The 25,219-nt window shown below is 45.9% G+C and carries 22 protein-coding genes; 7 read left to right on the top strand and 15 right to left on the bottom strand.

Going from position 1 to position 25,219, the window contains the following annotated elements; all coding sequences use genetic code 11:
• Nucleotides 1–81 precede the first annotated feature (81 nt).
• From yqiA to nudF, 4 genes are all read right to left on the bottom strand, one after another.
• On the bottom strand, nt 82–666 hold the full coding sequence (gene yqiA / locus OQJ86_RS01815) for an esterase YqiA (protein WP_038866218.1): 585 nt from the start codon (nt 664–666) through the stop codon (nt 82–84).
• 57 nt (nt 667–723) lie between these two features.
• Nucleotides 724–1,530 (bottom strand): 3',5'-cyclic-AMP phosphodiesterase, encoded by an 807-nt coding sequence (cpdA, locus tag OQJ86_RS01810; RefSeq protein ID WP_038866216.1) that lies wholly within the window; start codon nt 1,528–1,530, stop codon nt 724–726.
• 61 nt (nt 1,531–1,591) lie between these two features.
• Nucleotides 1,592–2,035, bottom strand: coding sequence for a DUF1249 family protein (locus tag OQJ86_RS01805; RefSeq protein ID WP_038878249.1), 444 nt, complete (start codon nt 2,033–2,035; stop codon nt 1,592–1,594).
• A gap of 3 nt (nt 2,036–2,038) precedes the next feature.
• A complete protein-coding gene (nudF, locus tag OQJ86_RS01800; RefSeq protein ID WP_104028055.1) occupies nt 2,039–2,686 on the bottom strand; it encodes an ADP-ribose diphosphatase in 648 nt (215 codons plus the stop codon).
• 229 nt (nt 2,687–2,915) lie between these two features.
• Here nudF and tolC point away from each other — a divergent pair, with 229 nt between their 5' ends.
• On the top strand, nt 2,916–4,238 hold the full coding sequence (gene tolC, locus OQJ86_RS01795) for an outer membrane channel protein TolC (RefSeq protein WP_039974723.1): 1,323 nt from the start codon (nt 2,916–2,918) through the stop codon (nt 4,236–4,238).
• A 309-nt stretch (nt 4,239–4,547) separates the two neighbouring features.
• Here the strand turns inward: tolC and hldE are convergent, their stop codons facing one another.
• From hldE to OQJ86_RS01780, 3 genes are all read right to left on the bottom strand, one after another.
• Nucleotides 4,548–5,978 carry a bifunctional D-glycero-beta-D-manno-heptose-7-phosphate kinase/D-glycero-beta-D-manno-heptose 1-phosphate adenylyltransferase HldE gene (gene hldE / locus OQJ86_RS01790; RefSeq protein ID WP_038866208.1) on the bottom strand — a complete coding sequence of 477 codons (1,431 nt, stop codon included), beginning with the start codon at nt 5,976–5,978 and terminating at the stop codon, nt 4,548–4,550.
• Nucleotides 5,979–6,055: 77 nt separating this feature from the next.
• A complete protein-coding gene (glnE, locus tag OQJ86_RS01785; RefSeq protein ID WP_265985675.1) occupies nt 6,056–8,899 on the bottom strand; it encodes a bifunctional [glutamate--ammonia ligase]-adenylyl-L-tyrosine phosphorylase/[glutamate--ammonia-ligase] adenylyltransferase in 2,844 nt (947 codons plus the stop codon).
• A 118-nt stretch (nt 8,900–9,017) separates the two neighbouring features.
• Nucleotides 9,018–10,274 carry a methyl-accepting chemotaxis protein gene (locus tag OQJ86_RS01780; RefSeq protein WP_038866204.1) on the bottom strand — a complete coding sequence of 419 codons (1,257 nt, stop codon included), beginning with the start codon at nt 10,272–10,274 and terminating at the stop codon, nt 9,018–9,020.
• Between the two features lie 42 nt (nt 10,275–10,316).
• Between OQJ86_RS01780 and OQJ86_RS01775 the strand changes: the two genes are divergently transcribed.
• Nucleotides 10,317–11,135, top strand: a complete 819-nt coding sequence (locus OQJ86_RS01775; protein WP_038866202.1) for a potassium channel family protein — start codon at nt 10,317–10,319, stop codon at nt 11,133–11,135.
• Between the two features lie 32 nt (nt 11,136–11,167).
• Here the strand turns inward: OQJ86_RS01775 and OQJ86_RS01770 are convergent, their stop codons facing one another.
• Nucleotides 11,168–12,700 (bottom strand): inorganic triphosphatase, encoded by a 1,533-nt coding sequence (locus OQJ86_RS01770; RefSeq protein WP_045422070.1) that lies wholly within the window; start codon nt 12,698–12,700, stop codon nt 11,168–11,170.
• Between the two features lie 205 nt (nt 12,701–12,905).
• On the opposite strand from OQJ86_RS01770, the gene OQJ86_RS01765 reads away from it, so the two are divergent.
• From OQJ86_RS01765 to OQJ86_RS01755, 3 genes are all read left to right on the top strand, one after another.
• Entirely contained in the window at nt 12,906–13,586 is a 681-nt protein-coding gene (locus tag OQJ86_RS01765) for a TIGR00153 family protein (RefSeq protein ID WP_038866436.1), read from the top strand.
• A 130-nt stretch (nt 13,587–13,716) separates the two neighbouring features.
• Nucleotides 13,717–14,976 (top strand): inorganic phosphate transporter, encoded by a 1,260-nt coding sequence (locus OQJ86_RS01760; RefSeq protein ID WP_038866198.1) that lies wholly within the window; start codon nt 13,717–13,719, stop codon nt 14,974–14,976.
• 178 nt (nt 14,977–15,154) lie between these two features.
• Nucleotides 15,155–15,766 (top strand): TIGR04211 family SH3 domain-containing protein, encoded by a 612-nt coding sequence (locus OQJ86_RS01755; protein ID WP_038866196.1) that lies wholly within the window; start codon nt 15,155–15,157, stop codon nt 15,764–15,766.
• Nucleotides 15,767–15,847: 81 nt separating this feature from the next.
• On the opposite strand, the gene ggt is transcribed toward OQJ86_RS01755, so the two are convergent.
• The 3 genes from ggt to OQJ86_RS01740 form a co-directional block, all read right to left on the bottom strand.
• On the bottom strand, nt 15,848–17,578 hold the full coding sequence (ggt, locus tag OQJ86_RS01750) for a gamma-glutamyltransferase (RefSeq protein WP_265985673.1): 1,731 nt from the start codon (nt 17,576–17,578) through the stop codon (nt 15,848–15,850).
• Nucleotides 17,579–17,857: 279 nt separating this feature from the next.
• Complete coding sequence (locus OQJ86_RS01745) at nt 17,858–18,589, bottom strand: general secretion pathway protein GspB (RefSeq protein ID WP_042605352.1); 732 nt, start codon at nt 18,587–18,589, stop codon at nt 17,858–17,860.
• A complete protein-coding gene (locus OQJ86_RS01740) occupies nt 18,589–20,217 on the bottom strand; it encodes an ExeA family protein (protein WP_265985672.1) in 1,629 nt (542 codons plus the stop codon). Before OQJ86_RS01740 ends, OQJ86_RS01745 begins: the two co-directional genes overlap by 1 nt.
• 148 nt (nt 20,218–20,365) lie before the next feature.
• Here OQJ86_RS01740 and OQJ86_RS01735 point away from each other — a divergent pair, with 148 nt between their 5' ends.
• The gene (locus OQJ86_RS01735) at nt 20,366–21,586 is read left to right on the top strand and encodes a multifunctional CCA addition/repair protein (RefSeq protein ID WP_105068357.1); all 1,221 of its coding nucleotides are present in this window, start codon (nt 20,366–20,368) and stop codon (nt 21,584–21,586) included.
• A 70-nt stretch (nt 21,587–21,656) separates the two neighbouring features.
• Here OQJ86_RS01735 and OQJ86_RS01730 read toward each other — a convergent pair whose 3' ends face one another.
• The 3 genes from OQJ86_RS01730 to folB are packed head-to-tail and all read right to left on the bottom strand — an operon-like array spanning nt 21,657 to nt 23,314.
• Nucleotides 21,657–22,460: an undecaprenyl-diphosphate phosphatase gene (locus tag OQJ86_RS01730; protein WP_038866187.1), complete on the bottom strand. Its 804-nt coding sequence runs from the start codon at nt 22,458–22,460 to the stop codon at nt 21,657–21,659.
• A gap of 15 nt (nt 22,461–22,475) precedes the next feature.
• A complete protein-coding gene (folK, locus tag OQJ86_RS01725) occupies nt 22,476–22,958 on the bottom strand; it encodes a 2-amino-4-hydroxy-6-hydroxymethyldihydropteridine diphosphokinase (protein WP_038866185.1) in 483 nt (160 codons plus the stop codon).
• Nucleotides 22,955–23,314: a bifunctional dihydroneopterin aldolase/7,8-dihydroneopterin epimerase gene (folB, locus tag OQJ86_RS01720; protein WP_038866183.1), complete on the bottom strand. Its 360-nt coding sequence runs from the start codon at nt 23,312–23,314 to the stop codon at nt 22,955–22,957. The genes folK and folB overlap by 4 nt, the downstream gene beginning before the upstream one ends.
• Nucleotides 23,315–23,579: 265 nt before the next feature.
• Here folB and plsY point away from each other — a divergent pair, with 265 nt between their 5' ends.
• The gene (plsY, locus tag OQJ86_RS01715) at nt 23,580–24,191 is read left to right on the top strand and encodes a glycerol-3-phosphate 1-O-acyltransferase PlsY (protein WP_038866181.1); all 612 of its coding nucleotides are present in this window, start codon (nt 23,580–23,582) and stop codon (nt 24,189–24,191) included.
• Between the two features lie 36 nt (nt 24,192–24,227).
• Here the strand turns inward: plsY and OQJ86_RS01710 are convergent, their stop codons facing one another.
• Nucleotides 24,228–25,043: an alpha/beta fold hydrolase gene (locus tag OQJ86_RS01710; protein WP_042599763.1), complete on the bottom strand. Its 816-nt coding sequence runs from the start codon at nt 25,041–25,043 to the stop codon at nt 24,228–24,230.
• Nucleotides 25,044–25,219 lie beyond the last annotated feature (176 nt).

Raw genomic sequence — 25,219 nt, 5'->3', positions numbered from 1 at the left:
GTCGGAAAGCATACCCGCTATGTCAAGAAACGGTTGGATATATCAATAAAAACTATGAGCCTATTCCAATCGCTCTAGAAATCACAAATTTAAGAATTTAATGATTTGAGCAGGATAACGCTCAAAGCCAATAAAACTGTGATCACCGCCTTCTTCTACGGTTTTCTTAGCATCGGTAAATTTCTCTACCGCTTGGCGATAATCCAGAACCTCATCTTCTGTTTGCTGTAACAGCCAGAAGGATTGAGGCGACGCGATGCTTTTTACATCAAGAGCTTTCAGCTCGTCAATATGACAAGCTTCAAGTGTATAGGTTTCGTGCGTGTATGGGTTAGTTTGCTCCCCCAAATAGTCAACCAACAGCTCATAAGGCTTCACCGCGGGGTTAACCACGACCGCACGAAAACCAAATTGCGCGTTCAACCACGTAGACATGTACCCCCCCAGAGAGCTGCCCACTAAACCAATGTTATAGTCACCTTTATATTGCTCAACAATGTCTAATAGACATTGAGCGGCAAGCTGTGGAAAGCATGGCAATTGAGGCACAACAACTTTAATGTCTGGGCGCTGCTGTTCACAGTACTCTTTCATCAAATTCGCCTTCATTGAAAGTGGCGAACTGTTAAAACCATGGATATACAGTAGTAGCGCCGGTTTGCTCATAAAAGCCTCACAGAAGAAAAAGTAAGCCCGAACATAAAGTTCGGGCGTGATCTTTGGTTAGTAGCCGTTTGAGGTAAAGTCTGGCTGAAACTGCCCATCCGTCAGGCGATTAACCTCAGTAGAAATGTCACCACTCGGGTGAAGCTCTAATTCTCGCCACCCTGGGCACTCTGTGTCTAACGCAAAGTCATCGGAGTTCGGCTTAAACTGCACACAGGTTGAAGGCGTTGCCATCACTCGAATACCATTATAAAGAACATTCATGTCTTGGTGCACATGACCACATAAAATGCCCTTTACGTTCTCAAAACGGTCTACAACTTGCCAAAATGCCTCAGCATCCTTCAGTGTATGCTGGTCAAGCCAAGCACTACCAACTAACAACGGGTGATGGTGCAATAACACAAGTGTGTGTCGGTCTGGGTAGTCAGACAACTTTTCTTCTAATAGGGAAAGTTGCTGATCACTTAAACGCCCATGAGGCACGCCCACAACTTGTGAATCTAGCAAGATCAACTGCCAATGTTCACCTAGCAAAAGGTGCTCAACAGATTGAATTTGAGGTGATGGTAGAACCGTCCCCATGTTTGGTTTGAAGTCGTGATTGCCAGGCAACCAAAAACACGCTTTCTCCAGCGGCGCAATACCCTCGGCAAAACGCTGGTAAGACTCGGCACTGTGATCTTGTGAAATATCACCCGTCGCCAAGATGTATTCAAACTGCACTTGACGATGAAGAACTTCTTTCACCACGGCTTCAAAGCTGTCGGCGGTTCTTACGCTCAGCAAACTGCCCTCATCTGCGGCAAACAGATGAGTATCCGTGATTTGTATAAGCTTTATGCTGTCACTAGATGATTGCAAAATGAAAACCTGATTCGTCCACTATTTAATTTTTTGTTATTTTCCCTTAGTGACGTGACAATCAATTGAAGGCAAGTGGCGATCGACTAATGCCACTTCGTAAACAGAACGTCAGCCATTCACCAAGGAACGTATTAAGTTGATGTTTTTCATCTTTCTGCATCAACTGGTCGTTGGGATAATCATATTTAGCTTTGATGCGAGAGAACTCTCCGCTTGAGCATACTTCAGCAACTCTTGCATCGTGATAAAGCCTGACAGACATCGTCGGTAAAGGAAACACCGGCATCTCATCACTCTGACATATCTCAACAACTGTGGTGTATTTTGTGATTTCATTCACGGTCAGTTGGTAAACCATGTTCGCTGCTTGATAACAACGAATATCACCAACTTCGGCAGAAGCAGGCAGCAAAGCATTGAGCTTAGCGTAGTTGGTCTCATAAGTTCTCATCAGGCCCGCTAAGTCGACATGGTATCGCTGTTTTACCGCTACTTGTGCCATTACTTATTCTCCAACGATTGGGGAAACTCCCCATTGTGATTTCAATTCTTGATGGTTAAGTTGTAACCATTGCAATGCAATGATAGAAGCACCATTTTCGAATTTTCCATCCTTCACCCATTGATACGCAGTTTCGCGACTCAGTACATGAACACGAATATCTTCATTCTCATAGTCTAAACCATGAATGCCATGCGCTTTAGTTGCATCCACTTCTCCAATGAACACATCTAATTTTTCCGAGCAACCACCAGAAGAAGGGTAATAAGAAGTAACCGAGGTGACGCGTCCCACTTGGATCCCTGCTTCCTCTTCTGCTTCTCGACGAATCACTTCTTCAGCGGACTCATCGCGGTCTATCATTCCTGCAACAATTTCGAATTGCCAAGGAGATGAATGTTCCAATGCCCCAACTCGGATCTGTTCAATGATCACAACTTGATCAGTCACAGGATCATACGGGAGCATGGCCGCAGCATGACCACGTTCGAACATTTCTCGTTCGACAATCCCACTCCAACCACCAGCAAATAACCTATGCTTAAAACGGTATTTCACCATTTTAAAGAAACCTTTAAACACGGTTTCCTTTGAGATTATTTCCACATCTTGGGGAGTAAAATCATTTTGTTGCTTGTCACACTGTTGCATTCAACACCTCTCTGAGTGAATCTTGTAGTTTACTCATTGTTATTCGCTTGCTCAAAGGACTTGGCTCAACTTTTTGTACAATAGTTATAAATTATTTTAAGCCTTTCTCAAAAATTTATTGCACAGGTGGATAATTACGTGTAAAAAAGTGCAAAGTTTAGAGTAAATATCGTCCAAATTGAGTTAAACTACTGAGAATTAACCAATCTATTGACCGCGGGAATGGAAAATGAAAAAACTGCTTCCACTATTTATCAGTGCAGCGCTAGGCAGTATGAGCACAGCAGCATGGGCAGACTCCCTTGCTGAAATTTATGACTTAGCAAAACAAAATGACCCACAATTGCTCAGCGTAGCAGCGCAGCGTGATCAAGCTTTTGAAGCAATCAACTCTAGCCGCAGTGCCCTACTACCACAAATCAACTTAACCGCGGGTTATGACATTACACGTGGCGACAGAGATCAAGACTTAGGTGGTAAAGTATCGACGGACCAAAACGTCTTATCTGCTGGCGTTGGCTTTACACAAGAGCTGTACAACCGCGCGTCTTGGATTACCCTAGACACTGCAGAGAAAACGGCACGTCAATCAGATGCAACTTATGCAGCAACGCAACAAGGTTTGATCCTTCGCGTTTCTCAAGCTTACTTTGAAGTACTGCGTGCACAAGACAACCTAGTGTTTGTCCGTGCAGAGAAAGCCGCGGTTGGTCGCCAACTAGAGCAAACTAAACAACGTTTTGAAGTTGGCCTATCAGCAATTACTGACGTACATGATGCACAAGCACAGTTTGATGCAGTATTGGCTGATGAAGTTCTAGCAGAAAACGATCTTATCAACAGCTACGAGTCACTACGTGAAATTACAGGCCAAGAACACAAAAACCTAAATGTTCTTGATACTGCTCGTTTCTCTGCAAGTCGTCCAAGCACACCAGCTGAAACACTAGTAGAAGAAGCAAAAACAACCAACCTAAGCCTTTTATCAGCACGTATTTCACAAGACATTGCGCGTGACAATATTTCGCTAGCTAGTTCTGGTCACCTACCAACGCTATCTCTGGACGGTGGTTACAACTACGCTGATACTGCGGAAAGCATTAACGATAATACAGCCGATGGCTTCAATGTTGGTGTAAACCTAGCCGTGCCACTTTACACAGGTGGTCGTACAACATCTGAAGTGAAACAAGCGGAATACAGCTACGTTGCTGCTAGTGAAAACCTAGAAGCTGAATACCGTAGTGTTGTGAAAGAAGTGCGAGCACAAAACAACAACATTAACGCCTCTATCGGCGCACTAAAAGCGTACGAACAATCTGTGGTTTCTGCACAGTCTGCACTTGAAGCAACAGAAGCTGGTTTCGATGTTGGTACTCGTACTATCGTTGACGTGCTAGACGCAACTCGTCGTCTTTACGATGCAAACAAAAACCTTTCAGATGCACGTTACAACTACATTCTTGCAGGTCTTCAGCTACGCCAAGCAGTTGGTACGCTAAGTGAGCAAGACATCCTAGATGTAGACGCGGGCCTTAAGCCAGCAAAATAAACGTCTAAGTAACACGAAAAACGCCAGTTGATTTCAACTGGCGTTTTTTTTGGGCTAAGTAACCAAGCCAAGTGCGCTCTAGGCCCCTTCCCCTTCGAAGGGGAGGATTAGGAAGGGGTTGCTTCTCGATCTAATTGACGACACTGGTTTTCAATCAGACCGAGTATTCCCCCCCCTCTAACTCCCCCTTGAAAAGAGGGAGGTCTGGAATACGTTTGTGGTTAGATGCACTCCTCCAAAAACAACAAAGGCCGCTCGAAAGCGACCTTTAACAATCAATTTGTAGTAATCAGTTTGGCGAGCAAGGTATTAACCCTTACCACCTTTGATAGCGTTGATGATCTCGCTGGTTGAACAACCATCTTCAAAGTTCAGTACACGAACTTCACCGCCTGCAGCGATCACTTCTTTACCACCCGCGATCTCTTCTGGTTTGTAATCACCACCTTTCACCAATAAGCTAGGCAGCACTTCTGAGATCAAACGCTGTGGTGTGTCTTCACTGAACGGTACAACCCAATCAACCGCGCCAAGACCCGCCAAGACTGCCATACGACGATCGGTTGGGTTCACTGGACGACCTGGGCCTTTCAAGCGTTTCACAGAGTCATCAGTATTCACTGCAACGATTAGGCGGTCACCTAACTCAGCAGCATGATTTAGGTAAGAAACATGACCTGCGTGTAGAATATCGAAACAACCATTGGTCATCACAACCTTCTCGCCTTTTGCACGTGCTTTCTTCACGGCTTCAATCAGCGCTTGCTCTGAAATCACGCCGTAGTCTGTATCTTGACTGCCGTGAATAGCTTCAGCCAATTCAATCTCAGATAGTGTTGATGTACCTAATTTACCAACCACAACACCTGCGGCTGCGTTTGCTAGTGCACAAGCTTCTTCAAACGATTTACCAGCGGCTACCGATGCTGCTAATACAGAAATAACCGTATCACCCGCACCTGTTACGTCATACACTTCTTTCGCTTGTGTCGGTAGGTGAAATGGCTCTGCACCACGGCGAATCAATGTCATGCCGTTTTCGCTGCGTGTCACCAACAGAGCTTCAAATTCGAACTCTTCAACTAAAGCTAGCGCTTTTTCTACTAACTCTTGGTCAGATTTCACTTTGCCCACAACGTCTTCAAACTCTTTCATGTTTGGAGTCAGAAGGGTTGCGCCACGGTAGCGTTCGAAATCCGCCCCTTTAGGGTCAATAAATACGGGAATGTTTGCTGCGCGTGCTTTTTGGATGTACGCCTGTACATGCTCAAGCGAACCTTTTGCGTAGTCAGACATGATGACCGCTTTCACGCTTGGTAGCGCGGCTTCCATGCGAGACAATACAGGCTCTGCATCTGTGTTCTCGAACTTGTCTTCAAAATCCAAACGAATCAACTGTTGACCACGGCTCATGACACGCAGTTTAGTAATCGTTGGGTATTCAGGAAGCGCCACAAAGTCGCATTTTACTTTTAGCGAGTTCAGGGTTTCAGTCAGCACTTTCGCTGGCTCATCCATACCCGTTAGACCAACAATGTGAGCGTGACCGCCAAGTGAAGCAATATTCATTGCGACGTTCGCAGCACCACCTGGACGCTCTTCATTGTTTTCTACTTTCACAACAGGTACTGGCGCTTCAGGAGAAATACGTCCAGTCGGGCCATACCAGTAACGATCTAGCATGACATCGCCGATGATAAGCACACCAGCGCTGTTGTAATCAGGTAGAATTGGTTTCATTATTGGTCTCCAAAAATTAAATCGTGGTGAGTTTAACACAGCCTTTTTCTAGGCTGAACCTTGCACATGACTTCTGCTTAGGCAAACCATTGATTCCATGCTTGCTTCACCCACTCGCGCTCCGCAACAAACTTATCTTCCGCCACATCAGCATCCAAATTAAGTAAGTTACGGCGATGAATCTCATCACGCATCGATGTGTATGCGCGAGTTAACTGCATCGCTTGATTTTCTTCCATAACACCCTGAGCAATCAAGGTTTCAAAAATTCTTACGTTATCGCACCAACGTATTAGTTTAGGCTTACTGTGACTGTAGTTGAGCACAAGGTATTGAGCGAGAAATTCAACGTCGGTAATACCGCCCTTATCCTGCTTAAGCATAAAGCGCTCAGACTTTTTCCCGCCAAGGTGATCACGCATTTTTTCCCGCATATCGACCACCTGCTTCTTCAGCGTATCTTGGTCACGCGATTTACACAGCACATCATGGCGCGTGTTATGGAAAGCTATCGCTAATGGTTCGTCACCATAAATCATGCGAGCACGTACTAACGCCTGATGTTCCCAAGTCCACGCATCTTGATGTTGATAATCGTCAAATGCATCGGTCGGGCTTACAAGTAATCCTGATGCACCAGAAGGGCGTAAGCGAGTATCCACTTCGTACAGAATGCCTGATGCAGTGCGGGTCGAGAAAATATGAATGATGCGCTGTGCCAAACGAAGGTAAAACTGACGACCGTCGATTTCTTTCTTACCATCGGTATACACATTCACCGGACAATCGTGCATAAACACAATGTCGAGATCTGAGTTGTAGCCCAATTCCCAACCACCAACTTTCCCATAACCAATCACAGCAAAACCTTTACCTTCACGATCTTTTACGTGTGTTGGTTCACCATACTTTTCCGACACTTGTAGCCAAGCTTGGTTCACTACGGCTTCTACGATGGCTTCAGCTAAGTAAGTTAAGTGGTCACTTACTTTCATCACTGGTAACACTCCAGCAATGTCTGCTGCAGCAATGCGGAGGATGCAAATCTGCTTGAACTGACGCAACGCTTCCATTTGCTGTTCCATATCATCCTCTGGAATACGAGCAAGGAAGTCGCGCAGCTCCGTTCGGTAGCTGTCGAGTGGGATTGGGTTATAAAGGTGCTGAGGGTCGATCAGCTCATCAAGCAGTATTGGGTAACGCGATAGCTGCTCGGAAATCATCGGACTTGCAGTACACAGACGCACCAATTGCACCAATGCGGCTGGGTGCTCATCCAGCAATTCTAAATACGTAGTGCGCGTGCAAATGTTATGCAGCAAATGCAGAACTCGTGGCAGACCAAACTGTGCATCAGGATGGGCGAACACCGCATCGAAGACTTTCGGCATTAACTTAGTTAAGACTTCACGCCCACGTGGGCCAAGCGTTTTTTTCGCTAAGTCTGCCTTAAATTGCATGATGGTTTTAGCAAGCGCTTCCGAGTTCTCCGTTTTGATGTCTTCTTGCAACACGTGTTCAAGCACATCTTGCTTGGTCGCCATGTCCCAAAGTTCATGGAAATGACGTGCGATGGTTTCCGTCTCGTCCTCTTCGTCATCACCAATTAAGTTCTCAAACACCTTATGTACGTTAGCCATATGCTGTTGAGTTTGAGCCATCAAATCATCCCAAGCATCAAATCGCATCGCAATGGCCAGTTTTAGGCGTTCATCATCGCAATCAGGCAAGGTTTGGGTTTGTTTATCGGCCATCGCTTGCAGCAAGTTTTCCAGCTTACGTAAGTATTTATAGGCCGTTTCTAAATTCTCGACTTCTGATGGGGTTAACTGGCCTAATTCACCAATGGCATTCAAGGTTTCTAGTAAACCACGACCTCGCAAAGAAGGCTCTCGACCACCACGAATTAACTGGAATACTTGAGCAATAAACTCAATTTCACGAATGCCACCAGCGCCTAATTTAATGTTGTTACTCAAACCACGGCGACGTACTTCACTGCTGATCATCGATTTCATTCGACGCAGAGATTGAATCGCACTGAAGTCGATATAACGGCGGAACACAAATGGGCGCAGCATCTGGCGCAATTCTTGGTATTGCGGATACATTTCGCTGCCCATGACGCGTGCTTTGATCATCGCGTAACGTTCCCAGTCGCGCCCTTGCTCTTGATAATAATCTTCGAGAGCTGCGTAGCTCATGACCAAGGGGCCACTTTCACCAAACGGACGTAGACGCATGTCAACGCGGTAACAGAAACCATCAAAGGTTTGTTGGTCGAGCGCTTTAATGATGCGTTGACCCAAACGGGTAAAGAACTGTGCATTGGCAATACTACGACGTGCACCTTGCGTCTCACCATTTTCTGGATAGGTGAAGATCAAGTCGATATCGGAAGAAAAGTTCAGCTCGCCACCACCCAACTTACCCATACCGATGATCAGCATAGGTTGCGCTTCGCTTTCGGCATTGGTTGGGGTTCCCCACTCATTGCAACAAATCTTATATTGCCATTGGTAGGTCTCGAAGATCATCGCTTCTGCCAATTGTGATAAGTGACTAAGTGACTCTTCTAGCGTCCAAGTGTGGGTGAAGTCTTTCCACGCAATGTAGACCATTTCACGGTTGCGAAATTGGCGCAGCACACGGTGTCCAGCCATTTCATCTTGGCATTCCACCAGAAGCTCTGCGAGGCGTGTACGATAAGCTTGTTGTCGACTGCTTTCTGCCAGCATGCTTGGCAAGTTTTGTGCGAGTGTCTCATCACGATGAATCGCTTCGGTTATGAACTTACTGAGACCTGAAACGAAACGGAACTGCTCGGTAATCTCGGTTGGCCATTGTTGAACGTATCCCGCTTGTTCCGCATTTTGTACCGCAGAATCCGCGACAGAAATCAGTGACGAAGGCAGCTGCATTTTTCTTCCTTGTTTGAAAAGCACTGTGATTAGGTGTTATCACTTATTTATACCAGAGTTAGCACAAATAAAAACGCCCACAAAAGGTTTGTGGGCGTTTTATCAAAGCTTGTTAGACTTAGACTTGGAAGGATTTAATCTTCTCATCTAACTCTTCGGCATTACTTTGCATCATTTCAGACGTTTCAAGCAACTCCGTCACAACAACAACAGATGCTTCCACCAACTCACGAACGTTAGTGAGGTTTTGGCTCATTTCTTCTGCGACGCTACTTTGTTGGCCTGAAGCCGTCGCAATCTGGAAGTTCATGTCGTTGATTTGTGTCACTTGACCAACGATGCCATCCAGTTCAGAGCCTGCATTGGACACCAACTCAACTCCTTCAGCTGCTTCCACCACGCTCTTTTCCATCAATTCGACGGCAGATTCAGCACTCGATTGAAGCTGTGTGATCATTTCTTGAATTTCAACGGTCGCTTGTTGTGTACGCTGGGCAAGGTTACGAACCTCATCCGCAACCACGGCAAAACCTCGACCTGCTTCACCTGCACGTGCCGCTTCAATCGCTGCGTTCAACGCAAGTAGGTTAGTTTGCTCTGAGATACCTTGAATGGTCCCTACTACACTACCAATCGCTTCTACGCGTTCTTCTACTTGGTTAACGGCACTTGCCGAAGACGCGATATCAGAAGAGAGTTCACTCATTTTAGACACGGTTTTTTGCAAGAACTGCTGGCCAGTCACCGCTTGAGTTGAAGCTTGCTCGGTTAAAGTTGACGCTGTTTGCGCATGTTCAGCTACAGTTTGTACGGTTGAAGACATCTCGCTCATGGCCGTCGCAAGCTGGTCGATTTCATTAAACTCTTCTTGTGCTGACTCTTTCGTCTCGGACATGCTCAATGTCATCACCTCTGTGAGAGTAGAAAGCTCTTCCGAAGAGTTGATTTGCATTTGAATGACATCATGCAGTTGGCGACGAGTGGTCTCAAGTTCACGAGCCACATCGCCGTATTCGTCTTTACAATCCATTCCAAAAGGAACAGAAAGGTTCTTACTTGCCATTAATTTGATGGCTTCATTAAGGTATTGCGTCTGACGCAACATCACGCGCGCAGCGGCCAGCAGTAGTACCACAAACACCACAATTAAGATCGCTGTTTGCCAAGCAACTTGAGTGAGATACGCTTCATAATGCTGCTGGGCAACTTGTTCGTTCTGAGTTGCCGCTAGTAATGAATCGTAGAATGTGCTCGCATCCCACAGTTGCTTCGCCACAATTAGGATGGTGCTAAATACCATCAACATGACCATTTTCGGAACGAGCTTGATGTCGGATATCACCCTTTCCCACGGCTTAAATGCCAGCTTTTCCATTGTCAGTTCTCCACCGAGTCTTATATAGTCTTACTTATACTTATGCGCGCACTTAACGTTGCCTGCGCGATTTATTTCGAGCTTCGTATGAAAAACCATGATATCAAAGACAGCACCAAACCGATGGGGCTGCTATCACTAATATTGTCCTTTATGGCACTATTTGTGATCTCTGGCCTGTTGTTTTTCCCGCTTGATAACGAAACCCGTCAAGTTCTTATCGGTCTGGATTTTATAATCTGTAGTATTTTTCTATTACAGCTCACCATAGATTTGATCCGGGCCACAGATCGCAGGTCATTTCTTAAGCATCACTGGATCGATTTTGTGGCGAGTATCCCAATGGTTGAGCCTTTACGCTTCGCTCGACTGTTTCACATCTTGCGTGTCATTTTGGTCTTACGCTCTTCAAAGTTCATTCTTTTACAGCTCAAGCAAAACCGCCGAGAAACCACTCTAGCCTCTATCTTATTGCTAATGGTGGTTCTGATAACTCTTGGTTCCAGTGCCATGCTGTTTATTGAAGGACAAAGTCCTGAGGCAAACATCCAAACGGGAACAGATGCATTGTGGTGGGCATTTGTGACCATCTCAACCGTTGGTTATGGTGACCATTATCCGGTGACGACAGGCGGCAAACTACTGGCTGTACTAGTCATCATCTGTGGTGTCGGTATCTTCGGTATGATTTCTGGTTTGATTACATCGATTCTGACTGCGCCAACCAGACAGCAAGATCATCGCTCCAAAAATAAAGAAAAGCTGTTAGAGCAGGTGCTAGACAGACAAGAACAGATTTTGAACCGGCTACAAGTGATTGAAGAAGAGCTTCAAGAACAAAAGCAGCAGACAAAAAAATAGGACCCTAAGGTCCTATTTTTTATTGTTTGATCTTACTCTTGCCAGTAGGGCTCAACTTCCACGCTGATGGCTCGCGTCTGATCCATCGCGTGCAAAATAGAACGCTCTTGACGATGTAACCAACGTTCCAGTTGCTCTTGCTCTTCCCCTTCTAACATACCAACCAATGGCAATAGATGGTTCAACATCAGCAAGTCATCAATACCATGCACTAAATCAGCCCATGGCAGTCGGAAACTATTACGTTCTTCCGAATCGTACAAACTCGCAAAGCCAATACCCGTATAGAGATTTCGCAATAGGCGGTAACGTTGATCAACGTATTCTTGTCCTGACAGCTGACGCTCCGCTGGGAACGCTTCCATCAGCTCCGCCCAAGTGCGATCCAATTGCGTGACAGAAAACGGCTGGATATTCGCAGACATTTTTTCACGAGCTTTGTCGTCTAAGAAAGGTTGCCAACCACGAGTGAGAATCCAACGGCTCAAATCCAATAGCAGACCGGTGTAACGTGCCGAACTGAGGAGTTGAAGGGTCTCTTCACGACCAGGCAGCTCTTCTAGTTGCTGCGTCAACTCAGAAACTAAGAACTTACGAGCATCCAGTTTACGTAAAACATTACCTTTATCATCTAAAAGCTCCTCTAAATGCGCGTGCTCGTCTAGCCACTCTAGCTCTTCTTCCAACCATTTTAGTTCTTGGCGTAAAATCGCACTGGCGCGACGCGGCACCATACCACCAAAGATAGTCAGAGTCTGACGAATAAAACGAATTGAATTACCAATTTCGCGCAGAGCCTCAACACTGTCTCTTTCAGTAAAAATTTGCTCATGGTAATGCCAATGAGAAAGCGCATGTTCTAACGAGTTAATAAAGCAGTACTCTACGGTATCTGTCTTACTACTATCGACTAAAGACAAAGGCTTCACTTCATCCCCTGCATAGCCACTCGCCAAGCGGTAACCTTTTGCGGCTTTGCTCAGGTTACCCAAGCGCATACCGCCGGCTTCACATAGACTACGAGCAAGAGTAAACAGTGCATCGGTTTGACCTGATTTCAGTTCCAGTTCAACTTCGCAAATAGGATCTTGTTTCTCTTCCCCTTCGGCATCAACAGCAATTACAGCACCTTGGTCAAAAGCCACTTCGATTTGACTGCCATCAGGCATACCAATCAGCCACTGCTCACGAGTGAAGTTGGTAGAGAATAGAGGGGTCAATTCTGATTGCAGCGTCGCAACGTCTTTACCTACTGGCCAAATGTCAGAAGGGTGAAGCGTGAGTTCTGGCTCATTACTGGTGTGCTCAGCATTGTATTCTGGTCTTTGATGAAGGCCCGCTACAACGCGTCCTGCTGTTTTTACAGTTTGGACAAAAACGTCATCAAAACGGCGAATTCTTAAACCAATGTCGTGCTGTCTTAACCATTTATCAGCGGTATCAAAATAGGTGTTACCCAAGTCACGACAACTGTGCTGAAGTACTTTTGTTTCAGAAATTTTTGCTCTTAAAGTTTCTGAAAATTCAGGAGAAACAAAAAACTTCAGTTCTATCTCGGTTTCCATAGCTATACCTTTCAAAGCAGATAGAAACAGGATATTGCCTAATTTCTCACACGGCAAGAAAGAAATATCACCGGAATGATGATCTAAAACAGTTTTAAAGAGTGATTTAATGCGTTACCATGCGCGCCTTTATAGCCATCGTTCAACATTTCGCCAAGAAATGGTGTATGTTTTTTTAAGGTTATAGCTATTAGGTTGAATGACCATGCCAGTAAATACAATTATGGGGTTATTTGCAAAGTCCCCAATTAAGCCTTTGCAACGCCACGTTGTCTGTGTCAACGAATGTTGTTCACACTTGGTTAAGTTCTTTGAAGTGTCTTCAAAGGGTGACTGGGAAAAAGCAGCAGAAATTCGCGCTCAAATTTCTCACCTAGAGAAAGAAGCAGACGTTCTGAAACGTGAAATCCGTCTAAAACTGCCTCGCGGTTTGTTCATGCCAGTCGATCGTACTGACATGCTTGAGCTTCTGACTCAACAGGACAAACTTGCTAACCTGGCAAAAGACATTGCTGGCCGTGTATATGGCCGTCAACTTGTCATTCCAGAGGCTCTCCAATCAAATTTCCTCGCTTACGTTCAACGATGTCTTGATGCGGCTGACCAGGCGCAAAAAGTGATCAATGAACTTGATGAACTTCTTGAAACTGGCTTTAAAGGCCGTGAAGTAACGCTAGTTGCTGAAATGATTAATCAACTAGATGTTATCGAAGATGACACCGATGCCATGCAGATTGAATTACGCCAACAATTGATGGCGATTGAACCTGACATGAACCCTATCGACGTCATGTTCTTGTACAAGATTCTTGAATGGGTAGGTGGTATTGCCGACCAAGCGCAGCGCGTAGGTGCTCGTTTGGAAGTCATGCTATCTCGATCTTAAATCATAAGTTAACGACATAACGAAGAGCATTACGAATGCAAGTCAGATGGACGATGACGAGATTCACCGTCTTATGGGCTGATGCGCGCTAAATTTTGCTCCGCTTGTTATAAAACAACTAGGTATTACGATGGATATCCTCGCTAACTACGGCACTGTCCTGATTATTGTTGCAGCAGCTTTCGGTTTCTTGATGGCTATTGGTATTGGTGCGAATGACGTTGCGAACGCAATGGGCACCTCAGTCGGCTCGAAAGCACTAACCGTTAAACAAGCGATCATTATCGCAATGATCTTTGAATTTGCGGGTGCATACCTTGCAGGTGGTGAAGTTACCGATACGATCCGTAAAGGTGTTATCGAAACCTCTCTATTCGCACATCAACCTGATGTTCTTGTATTTGGCATGATGTCTGCGCTTCTAGCGGCTGGTACATGGCTACTACTTGCGTCATACATGGGCTGGCCTGTTTCTACGACCCACTCGATCATCGGTGCAATCATCGGTTTCGCATGTGTGTCTGTAGGTACTGAAGCGGTTGACTGGGCAAGTGTTCAAGGCATTGTTGGCAGCTGGATTATTACGCCGGTTATCTCAGGTTTCTTTGCTTACGTTATCTTTGTCAGTGCCCAACGCCTGATTTTTGATACTGAGAACCCACTATTCAACGCAAAACGTTTCGTTCCAGTTTACATGTTCATCACGACAATGGTGATTGCACTTGTAACCATCAAAAAAGGCCTGAAACACGTTGGCCTTCACCTAAGTAACGGTGAAGCATGGATGTGGGCAGCGGTAATCTCAGCAGCAGTAATGGCTGGCGGTTACTTCTACATTCAGAAGAAATTCGCGAACCGTGAAGAAGACCACGGCTTCGCAGGTGTTGAAGGTATCTTCTCTGTACTGATGGTTATCACTGCGTGTGCGATGGCATTTGCACACGGTTCTAACGACGTAGCGAACGCGATCGGTCCACTGTCTGCGGTTGTTTCAACGGTTGAGCACATGGGTGAAATCACAGGTAAGAGCACCATCGCATGGTGGATTCTTCCTCTAGGTGGTTTTGGTATCGTCGTTGGTCTTGCGACACTTGGTCACAAAGTAATGGCAACCGTTGGTACAGGCATCACAGAACTAACACCAAGCCGTGGTTTTGCAGCGCAGCTTGCTACAGCATGTACGGTTGTTCTAGCGTCAGGTACTGGTCTACCTATTTCAACGACTCAGACACTGGTTGGTGCGGTTCTAGGTGTTGGTTTCGCTCGCGGTATCGCAGCACTAAACCTAGGCGTAGTACGTAACATCGTAGCTTCATGGATTGTTACCCTACCAGCAGGCGCACTATTGGCAGTCGTATTCTTCTACGGCATCCAAGCGATGTTCTCGTAAGACAGACCGTCAATAGATTGTAAGCGCTTTGTCATTATTGACTCAAACGCACAGAAAGGGAGGCTTTGCCTCCCTTCTTTGTTGCACCGAAGTTTGAAACTGCATAATATTCGTCTATTTCCGGCTCCAATCATTCGGTGCCAAAGCTGTATCCAAGAAAATCGTTAAGGGATTTATTGTGAAAAAACTATTCATCACGGTTTTGTTTACTTTGCTAGCAGCGCCAGCGGCACTAGCGGCAGACCGTTATATTTCTGATGACCTATTCACTTTTATGCACTCTGGTCCAAACAACACTTACCGCATTATGGGTAGTGTTAACGCAGGCTCTAAAGTACAACTGCTGCAAGCAAATAAAGACACAGGTTACACACAGATTCGAGACGACCGCGGCCGCACTGGTTGGGTGCAAAGCAAGTTCGTCACAAACCAAGAGAGCATGGCAATTCGTATGCCTCGCATTGAGAAAGAACTGAAAGAAGTGAAGTCTCAACTTGCGAACGCTCGTCAAAACTCAGACACAGAGAAAGCGGGCCTAGTGACGTCACTGGAAACGCGTAACCAGCAAATATCTGACCTTGAGAAGAAATACTCAGAGATCAGTGACCAACTGACTTCTGTAGAAACAGAGAACCGCGAGCTTCGCGCTAAGCTAGACACCCAAAAAGACGACATGCTACTTAAGTACTTCACTTACGGTGGTGGTGTTGCAGGTCTTGGTTTGCTGTTTGGTTTGATTCTTCCGCATATCATGCCACGCAGAAAGAAATCACCAGCAGGCTGGGCATAATCGCTTTCAGCTAAACGGATAAAGAAAAGCCAGTCGTACTCGACTGGCTTTTTTGTTGGCTTCGTTTAACGAGATACCTTGTTACTCCCCCATTGAACTGGATGCTCGTCGTCTATCCGTTGCGCCGTAAATCTTGCCATCCTTAACTTCAATCGCATTCAACCCACTCACCACAGGTATTACGTGCACTGGGTAACCTAATTCCATGAACTCCGGAACGAGCATTTCTGCAAAGGTCTTCTTCTCCACCAACAAGCCAGTCGGATCGTAGGGCTTAGTTCGGTCAATCTTGGTGCCGTATTGAATATTCGGTAGATCAATCGCCTCCTGCGCAGACAAGTTCCAGTCGAGAACCCCTACAAGGGTCTTTAAAACATAACCTGGGATTTGCGAACTGCCAGGAGAGCCCACAACCAAACGTAAGTCATTGCTGCTGTCCATGACCATTAAAGGCGTGATGGCTGATCGCGGACGTTTACCTGCCTCAATGGCATTTTGCGTCGGTTTACCATTGACTGTTGGCATGGGAGAGAAGTTTGCCATTTGCGCATTCAAAATCACGCCATCGACCATCACACCCGCTCCCATTCCAGTCCCAACGGTACTGGTCATCGCAATGGCATTGCCCTCTTTATCAATGATGGAAATATGCCCGGTATCTTTGCTCTCAAAGCCTTGGTATTGCGCATACTGCATTGGCGTTACCTGTCCAGCTTTCGGACTATCTTTTGCCACACCATAATCTGGAATCAATTCTCGTCTTTCATCGAGATAATCGTTATCCAACAGTTGCTCAATCGGAGTCTCTATATAATCAGGGTCACCGGCGTAAGCGATGCGATCGGCTTTTGCAACACGCATTGCCTCCGTCATCAAACGCCAAGGTTCAACATCTGTTTTCTCCATTTGAGAGAGACCATAAGGTTCAAGCAACTTAAGGCTTTGTGCGACCATCACTCCACCAGAAGCCGGATAACCAAATGACACAACCTTATTGCCTCGATACTCGGTCTCAATGATGTCACGTTGCTTAACTTGGTAGTTTTTGAAGTCCGACAAAGACAGCTTCTCATGTTGGTCGCCAATACGGCTGTTGACTGTCTCAACGATGTGCTTACCAAACTCACCGCCATAGAGGTATTCATCACCTTGTCGAGCGATCTGTTTTAGCGTTTCGGCCATCTTAGGGTTCTTCATCAACGTGCCTGTCGGCTTAATCTCATCGCCTTGCCAATACAGTGCTTTTATCTCTGGGTCTTGTTTCAACCGCGCTTGCTCGCGTACGACAATATCGTAGGTGTAGCTGTTCATAGCATAACCTTCGCTTGCCAATTCAATTGCAGGCTTCATCAATTCAGACCACGCAAGCTTGCCGTATTGCTCATGTGTGGAATAGAGCAATCGTAAGGTTCCCGGAACAGCAATAGAACGAGGGCCAAGAATGTCATTGCGGCTAAGTACTTCTCCGTTTTCTACAAACATATTCGGGTTCGCACTAGAAGGCGCTTCATCTCGACCATCAAGCGCAAGAAACTGTTGCTTATCGTGCTGGTAAAACAAAGCAAATGTACCGCCACCGATACCTGTCATATCCGGTTCAACGACCGACATCACCATCTGCATCGCCACCATGGCATCAACCGCGTTACCGCCTTGCTTCAATATCGTGTAACCAGCACTGCTCACATAAGGATTGGTTGCGCTTACCATAAAATGCTCACCAGTATTATCTGGCGTAATCGGAAAAGGTTCAGGCTTTGCGGCATAGCTCACCGCGGCAACCAAGCTCAAAGAAAAAGTAAGAATACGCATACGTTCCGTATAGACTCCTGTAATTTTATAGAGGTCTAACGTTGACCAAATGCTTATTGCCAAGTTCGTCAATATGGTGTTTTTTTACACAACCCTGACCCGATAGGCATGATCAATCCATCAGCAATATCGAAGCCCTTTTAAGCACTGGTGTAAGGTATATTTTGTTTCTTTGACGGTTTGGAAATCATTAACCAAACCAATAGGGAGAAGCTTGTAGAAGAGACAAAAAAGCCAGCGAATAACTTCACTGGCTTCTATTAGATTCGGGTTAGATCGTTACCCTTTCCATTCATATAATGCAGGAATTCGGATCTGTTCCCCTTGGAACTCGACGATCACCGCTTGTGGTTGGATCTCTTTTAACGTGATTTGACCATCCACCACATCACCTTGGTGGTATTCAACGTTATTGATCTTCACCCAACGTCGCTTAGTATCGCTTGAATACATGTGCGTTTGTAAATTCAATGCCGGCAAGCGGCCATGCCATTGGCGTGCATCATGCTCAAGATCGTTCATCTGAGCTTCTGAGCGCGTAGGCTGATCATTGTTCGCCATCGCATTTTCAACTTTCATCGCTAAATCAGGGGACAACGAAGACAAGTCGAGATCATCTAACGACAGTCCGAGATCATCCTGCCCAACTTTCGTTTGCGAAGTCTGCTTTGTTTTCTCTGGCACAGAAAGTAATGATTGCTCACCCGGCACTGATTCATTACTCACATAATCTTGCCCGACAAAGGTGCCCATACTTCTCGATAACTCTGCGCTTGGCCACTCACGTTGCAACTGAGCAAGCTGAGTCACCTCAGGGTAGTCAAGCGTTTCAAAGTTTGGTCTTAACTTAACAGGCTCAGGAGCTTGAACTGGCACTTGAACCGTCATCGGCTCTTGGGCAACCCTGGGGGCTTGCATTTCTGGCGTCAAAAGGTCCATATACCAAGCGACGCCAACAGCGGTTAGGCTTACAGGCAGTAGAAAAAGCCCAATGTGTTTCATCATCGGCATTATGCTTCCTCCTCATTGATTTGCGCTAAGGCTGGAGCATCAGGTTGCGCGCTTTGTTGTAAGCGCTCTAATGTACGTTGACCTGCAATGCCATCCACACCAATGCCTTGCCAGCGCTGGAAGAGTTCCACACGCTCTTTCATTGCACCATCATAAATGTCTGTACTTAGTGGTTGTTCATTTACCGCTTCTGCCAGCAACTTGTCCAACACTTCAATTGCAGGCCCTTCCATATCAAGACGCAGAGTATCTTTTAGAGGCGCTTGCCATAACTCGATGATATTGCCCTGCCACAGTGGTTTTAGCCACGATATAGGTAGGCGTAGGCGCTCCTTACCATTGAGCACTTCCACCTTACCGTCACCAATCGCATACAAAATGACGTAACCCACTTCCCCTTGATAATTCAGTTCTAATATCACTGGACGATTCTGCTGAACCAATAACGGCCATGTTGCCATCTTTCGCTCACAACGCATTGTTGATTGTGGCTCAGATAAACAAAGATTGTCGCGAACTGAAGCGCGGTAGCCCCATAGTTTGTAAAGATCGTTAACGGCTAAATTTGATTGGGTTTGTGCTAACAGTTGTTCACGCTGTTCATTGGTCAATTGCTCATTAACAATTGGGGCAACAACCGCTGGTTGTATTGGCGTTTGAGCAGCAACCGTAGGTGCAGTATTTGTTGGCACCTCCATAGGCATATTGTGCGTCACTACCCAACCAACACCTAATGCCGCAAACACACCAATGGCAACCGAGCCCCACGCAGGCCATTCAAAGCTACGGCGAATTGGCTTATCCTGCTGATAAATCTCGGCTTGGAACTGCATCACCTCTTCACACGCTTGATGTACTGTCTGTCGATCAACGACTACATTGCCCTTGTAGTAACTCATGTTCAGTGACTTATCACACACAAGGTTGATAAGGCGTGGAATACCGTGGCTATACTTGGCGATCAGCTTAGTCGAACTGCGATCGAACAACTGCTGGTCACCACCCGCGGTATGCAAACGAAACGCAATGTAGTCAGCGGTTTCCTTTTCATCCAACGGCAATAAGTGATAACGACCAGTAATACGCTGTGCAAGCTGACGTAGCTGCGTCGTTTGCAGCAAGCGTTGTAGCTCTGGCTGGCCAACCAAGAGCACTTTAAGCAGCTTTCTGGTGTCCGTTTCTAAGTTGGTAAGTAGACGCAACTGCTCAAGAACATCAGCGGCGAGGTGCTGCGCCTCATCAATCACTAATAACGTCGTCCAACCTAATTTATGGTTACGCAGCAAGTACTCATGAATCGCTTGGTTAAGCTGCTTGAGCGTCGCATCTTGCGGATAAGTCACTTTGAACTCATCACAAATAGCCTCAAGCAAGTCTCGGCTAGAAAAGGTTGGATTAAGAATCAAGCCTGCTTTGGTGTTCTCATCCAAATTCGCCAACATGGCTTTCGCGACGGTGGTTTTGCCTGTCCCTACTTCGCCTGTCAGCATGGCAAAACCACCACCATCGCCTAACCCCGCCTGAAGATGCGTGATCGCCTCTTTATGACGTTGGCTCAGATACAGATAACGCGAGTTTGGAACAATCGAAAATGGCAGTTCAACAAACCCGAAAAAGTCCTTATACATTAGGATCTCCAGCTAAAACCCTCCCGCAATCAAATCGGGATATTCCTTATTAGACTTAAACAAAGCGCTAAGTTCTTTTAGATGTGAAGAAAAGTACCATTGCTTGCTACAATGTCCAACGTCATATCCATAAATTAAGAGGTAATCCGTGCAAGTTTATTTAGTTGGTGGTGCAGTTCGAGATCATTTGCTCGGAATCGACAGTTATGACAAAGATTGGGTGGTTGTCGGCTCGACACCAGAAATGATGCAAAGCCAAGGCTACACAGCTGTCGGGAAAGACTTTCCTGTGTTTCTTCATCCCAAGACTAAAGAAGAGCACGCCCTTGCACGAACCGAAAGAAAATCTGGTGCGGGTTACACTGGCTTTGAATGTTTCTTTGATCAAAGCGTCACGCTAGAAGAAGACCTTATCCGACGAGATCTCACCATCAACGCCATGGCGATGGATAATGACGGCAATCTATATGATCCTTATGGTGGCCAACAAGATTTGCAGGCGAAAGTGCTACGTCATGTATCGGAAGCTTTTGTTGAAGACCCTCTACGTGTTCTGCGTGTGGCCCGTTTCGCGGCAAAGTTGGCGCATTTGGGCTTTAGCGTGGCAGAAGAAACCATTCAACTAATGCGTGAGATCGCAGAATCTGGCGAGTTGAGCACCCTTACTCCAGAACGTGTTTGGCAAGAATGGCATAAGTCGCTTTCTACTTCCCGCCCAGACGTATTCTTATCTGTTTTAAGAGAGTGCGGTGCGTTAGCCATCGTCCTGCCAGAAATTGATGTCCTGTTTGGCGTACCTCAGCCAGAAAAGTGGCATCCAGAAATCGATACAGGTATTCACACTCTTATGGTGGCCGAGCAAGCAGCAAAGCTGAGTGATTCATTGCCGGTTCGATTTGCCGCACAAGTACATGATTTAGGCAAAGGCGTCACGCCAGAAAGCGAATGGCCGAGTCACAAAATGCATTGTCACACAGGTTTAAAGTTGATTAAAAAGCTGTGTGCTCGCGTGCGCGTTCCTAATGAATTTCGTGACTTGGCATTAATGGTCTGTGAGCAACACTCTAACATCCACCGAGCCGCCGAGCTTAAACCACAAACCATCATAAAAATCCTCAACAAGTTTGATGTGTGGCGTAAGTCAGAACGTTTGCAAGATATTTTAATCTGTTGCCAAGCCGATCATGCAGGTCGAAAAGGCTTAGAAGACCAACCTTACCCGCAAGCAGAGCTGTTTATGCAAGCTTACCAAGCTGCGGCCTCTGTCGATGTACAAGCTATCATTAAAGACGGCTTCAAAGGCCCAACTATTCGCGATGAACAAGAGAAGCGCCGCGTCGAAGCAGTAAGAGTTACGCTAGGAAAATAAGCCGATAGGTACATAACGAACAAACAAAAACGCCCGCTATAGAAAGCGGGCGTTTTCATTCGGATTGGGTTTAAGCCGTCAGCAAGAAAGCAAACAAGCCAAAACCTAGAATCAGACGGTAGATAACGAATGGTGTCATGCCCATGCGTGAAATCATCTTCAAGAAGAAGTGGATACAAATATACGCACTGATAAATGAAGTCACGATACCCGTAAGTAAGAAGCCAACATGCACAGGTTCGCCGCTGGTTACTAACTTCATCCCTAAGTAGCCACCAGCCAAAGTGATGATTGGTATCGACATTAAGAATGAGAAACGAGCCGCCGCTTCACGGGTAAAGCCTAAGTAAAGCGCCGCGGTGATGGTTGCACCAGAGCGTGAAGTACCAGGGATCATCGCAAGTGCTTGAGCAATACCAATAAACAGTGCTTTCTTCCAACCCGTTTGGTATTCATCCGCGATTTGCTCTGCGTTCTTATCCACCCACCACAGCAACAAACCAAAGATGATCGTCGTCGTAGCGATCACATAAGCACTGCGTAGGTAAATCTCAATGATGTCTTTCATCAATAGACCGAAGACACATGCCGGGATCGTAGCCAGTACAATCATCCAAGCTAATTTGGCTTCTTTGCTGCGGTCGCCTTTAAAGATCGAGGCAAACAAAGCTTGGAATAGCGTGATCACTTCTTGGCGGAAATAAATCACCACAGCCATCAACGTACCAACGTGAACGGCAACATCAAATGCTAAACCTTGGTCTTCCCAACCAAATATAGCGGAAGGTAAAATCAAATGAGCAGAGCTGGAAATTGGTAAAAACTCTGTCAGACCCTGAATCAGAGCCAAAATAAAGGCTTCAAAGTAACTCATGTAAACAACTCAAAATTAAAGTGAAAAAGAAACGGGTTTGAGTGAATCAACGGGCTGCATCGCCTGCCAAATATCAGCGACAGTACGCCCATCGCCGGGGATCACTAGATGAGGTTCGAGATCATACAGGGGCTTTGTTACAAAAGGATATTTGTAGATATCACTGCGAGGTAACTCAGGTTTTTGTTGCGAAATGCACTCACCGAACAAGACTATATCGAGATCTAAGGTTCGATCCTGATACTTTTGCGCATTTTCCTCACGACCCCACTTAAACTCAATCTCGCGTAGATGCTGACTCAACTCTTCGAGTGACAACTCCGTAAAAAAACTAATCACGAAGTTGTAGAAGTTCTGACTGCTAAAGCCAATTGGCTCGCATTCATATATCGGTGATACGTGGAGATCCGTTCCAAGTTGCTGCAACTCTTGAAAAGCCGCCAACGAATGCCGCTCCCTATCTATGTTGGTACCGACACCGATATAAGCTTTTATCATGCCTGGCCTCGCTCAATCACAACGCCTACCGCGCGTGCTTGAGGAACGGCACCAGGTTTTGCCAAACGAATTTTTACCCAAGGCACAGAGAAGCGCTGCATGATGATGTCAGCCACTTCTTCTGCCACTCGTTCAACCAGAAGGAAACGACCATTTTCGATGTGATTAAGCACCGCTTCACTTACCTGCGAGTAGTCCAATGCGTCTTGAACATCATCACTTTTACCCGCCGGTTTATTGTCGTGCGCCATTTCGATATCCAGAACCAGCTTTTGCTTAATTTGCTGTTCCCAATCGTAAACGCCGATGGTGGTGATTACTTCTAGTTGTTCAATAAAAACTTTATCCAGAGCCATCTTATGTCCTTCTTTTACAGAGGTCGGATACCCGATACGGGCAATTTGATCGTACTATTCTATACCCAAGCAACCTACTGCGGCCTTTAACCACGTCAATTGGTGGCAAAAGTCACTTGGGTATAAACTGCGAAGACTCTTTATATACAAGAAATCCCATAATGCAAGCTCTATCGCAGAGAGTATTTTTGCTCAAAGCCGAATCGCGGTATGATAACAATTACTCAGGAACTGAGCATTAAATTCCAATCCATCAAGGACTTCTATGGACGCACTGGCACTGATAATGACAATGGCCGCCTATTTGCTGGGATCGATCTCCAGTGCGGTACTCATTTGTCGTTTGTTAAGGCTGCCAGACCCTCGTAAAGTTGGCTCTAATAACCCTGGTGCAACCAATGTGTTACGCATTGGCGGCAAAGGGGCTGCTGTAGCCGTTTTACTCTGTGACATGCTCAAAGGCACCATACCAGTTTGGGGAGGGTACTTCCTCGGTATCGATCCGATCATTCTTGGTGTCATCGCGATTGCAGCCTGTCTCGGCCATATGTACCCAATATTCTTCCACTTTAAAGGGGGGAAAGGCGTCGCAACAGCACTTGGTGCAATCGCCCCTATAGGTTTGGATTTAACCGGTCTTGTTATGCTGACATGGCTGGGGATCGCCGTCTTGTTCCGCTACTCTTCTTTAGCTGCCTTAGTCACCGTTTTAGTGACACCGTTTTACACTTGGATGTTCAAACCTCAATACACCTTACCTGTAGCAATGTTGTGCTGTTTAATCGTCTTTAAACACCATCAAAACATCCGCCGATTACTCTCTGGCGAAGAACCAAAGATTGGTGAAAAGAAACTGATAGAAAAAAACTCGGCCTAAAACCGAGTTTTCTGTATCTAAATATGGCTTGAAAATCTAAGCGTGCACTTTATTTAAGAAGTCTAACAGCATCTGGTTAACGAACTCAGGTTGCTCCAATGAGCTAATGTGCCCTGCTTCTGGGATCTCAATCAATTGGCTACCCGTGATACAGTCGTTCATCAAGTAAGATTCAAACACCGGGCGAGGCTTATCTTCACGGCCGACGGCAATCAAGGTTGGCAAAGCGAACATTTCTGAATCTTCAATCACATCACGGCGGCCAAACACCATACGCCCAACACGAGCGACTTCGACTGCACGCTCACCTTGTAGAGCTTCAAGACTTTGTTTGAATGAAGCGACTAGCTCAGGGTTTACTTGCTCGGCATTATTGGCAAAAAACAGCGGAGTGACAGCCTCAATAATTGGCGCTGGTACGGCTTGCACTTGGCTAATCGTATCTAACATCGCAAAGTACTTCTTGTGCGTCACTTCAGGTTCAAGCCCAATGAAGGTATCCATCAACACCAATGACTTCACACGCTGCGGAGCTTGAGCAGTCAGCTCTGCACCCCACATGCCGCCAACAGACAAACCAACAATAGAGAACTGTTCGATCTCCAAATGATCCATCAATGCCAGCATGTGCTGAGCGTAATCCACCAAAGAACGGGTTGAAGCTGGTGCAGCATCTGACTCACCGTGTGCCCAAAGATCTGGCACAATACAACGGTATGACTGGCTTAGCACCTCAATCTGCGGAGCCCACATTTGGCAATCCCACAAATAACTGTGTCCAAATAGTAACACAGGGCCTTCACCCTTATCTAAGTAAGCAAGTTTCTGACCTTCAATTTCAAACTTATTCATTGTTATATCCATTTATTATTCTTGCACATCATCCTATCACTGAAACGATATAGAACTGCTCGCATCAGTCAGGCTTTAACATTAATTACGCAAAGCCTTTCAATCCAATAGGTAAAAATAAAGGCCTCTTATGAGCAGAGACCTTTATTGTGGTGAATCTATTTCAAACCTTCAGT

The sequence above is a fragment of the Vibrio sp. Sgm 5 genome (assembly GCF_026241575.1).
Taxonomy (GTDB): domain Bacteria; phylum Pseudomonadota; class Gammaproteobacteria; order Enterobacterales; family Vibrionaceae; genus Vibrio; species Vibrio jasicida.
This window is presented reverse-complemented; position numbering and strand designations above follow the sequence as displayed.